This is a genomic window from Halobellus sp. Atlit-38R (assembly GCF_003665925.1).
Lineage (GTDB): Archaea > Halobacteriota > Halobacteria > Halobacteriales > Haloferacaceae > Haloquadratum > Haloquadratum inordinatus.
This window is the reverse complement of sequence record NZ_QXIJ01000041.1, coordinates 1-1,379: the sequence shown is the minus strand read 5'-3', so window position 1 is coordinate 1,379 and position 1,379 is coordinate 1. Positions and strand designations below refer to the sequence as shown.

The following is a 1,379-nucleotide window of genomic DNA, read 5'->3' as shown; positions in this document are numbered from 1 at the left end:
TGGCCACTGCCAGAGGCGACGCCCGCCTCGGCGGGGCGTCGCCACGTACTCCCAGTGCAGATACCGCCACGTTCTGTAACAGCAAGCTCACCACGACGTACAACAGCCGTACGACCGGATTTTGTGTCGAGGTCGTCGCGATACTTTGCTCGGAGAGTCGATAGCTCGCCTCGATACCGAAGCGTTTCGCGTAGTGGTATCGAGCGTCCCGTGGTGAGTCGATGAACGGCGCGTCAGCGGCGTAGCCGTGACGCGCCACCCCATGTTCGTCGTACCGTCCGTTCTGGTAGGTACAGTCGATGTAGACGGGAAACTCGACGGTCCAGCTGTGACCGTCGAGTTTCGCTGTCAGACTGTGCTGAATCACGCGACTCCACCCTTCTGAGAGTTCTCGCTTGATCGTCCGTCCCCAGCGGACGATCGGCATGACGTAGGCGTGGTTGTGCGCCTGAAGCAGCGTCAAACACTTGCTGTCGTAGAATTCGCGGTCAAGATAGACGGCCTTGACACCGAGGTCAAGGCCGTCGAGAATACCGAGGAACTCTGCGAGGACACTGCTGGCGGTGTCGCCGTCTTCGAGACGGCGCACCGCCAGCGTGTAGCGTTTGTTCTTCACGCGTGCGTACAGTGTCGCGTACGCGTGGAACGCGGTGGTTCCACGCTTCGCTTGTGAGTGATACAGGCCGTCTGTGTCGTCTTCGTCACCATAGTAGGGCCGCAGGTGGAGGTCTGCGCAGACCTCCACCTGCTGGGGAAGGACGTCGAGAACGTCTTTCTGGAGGAGCATGTTGCCAACCTGTTCGAGCGTTTCTAGATCGAATTTAGTGCGGAGATGGTAGAGAACGGAGTTTTCGTGGGGTGCATCTTCGCTTCTCTCACAGAGCGTTGAGACCGAGGTCCCGTCGGCGCAGGCGCCGACGAGGACCTCGTAGATGTCTTCAGCATCGAGTTCAGCGTTTTCAGCGAGTGAGAGAGCAACTTCCTCGTCAAGAGAGTTGACGAGGAAGTTAAGGAGCTGGTCCTCGTGGATTTCATCGTCTGTTTGCTGGTTGTTGGACACATCTTCAGCAAGCAGACCTTCTAACTAAACGGCTTTGTGAGGTACTGAGACTGGAAATCGCATCGTGTCAACGCGGGCGCTGACGAGCCAGTAACGATAGCCCCAGACAAAGATGTAACCCCGGTCGCAGTACACGGAGTTGTCAGGGACTTCGCCGAGAGAGTCGACATCTTAGGTGTCGATAACCTTGATGAGAACTACTGTCTCCAATTCCATTTCTGGGACTCCCATCCAATCGATGAACGACCGCAGTTGGCGCAGGTCGCAGACATCGAATGCTAACTGTGGAGCTGTTCTGCCGATGAATTCAGAAGAATTA

Annotated in this window: 1 pseudogene; it reads right to left on the bottom strand. The window is 56.9% G+C overall.

From position 1 onward, the window contains the following. A pseudogene (locus D3D02_RS17930) lies at window positions 1-1,060 on the bottom strand (ISH3 family transposase); the annotation flags it as partial. Window positions 1,061-1,379 lie beyond the last annotated feature (319 nt).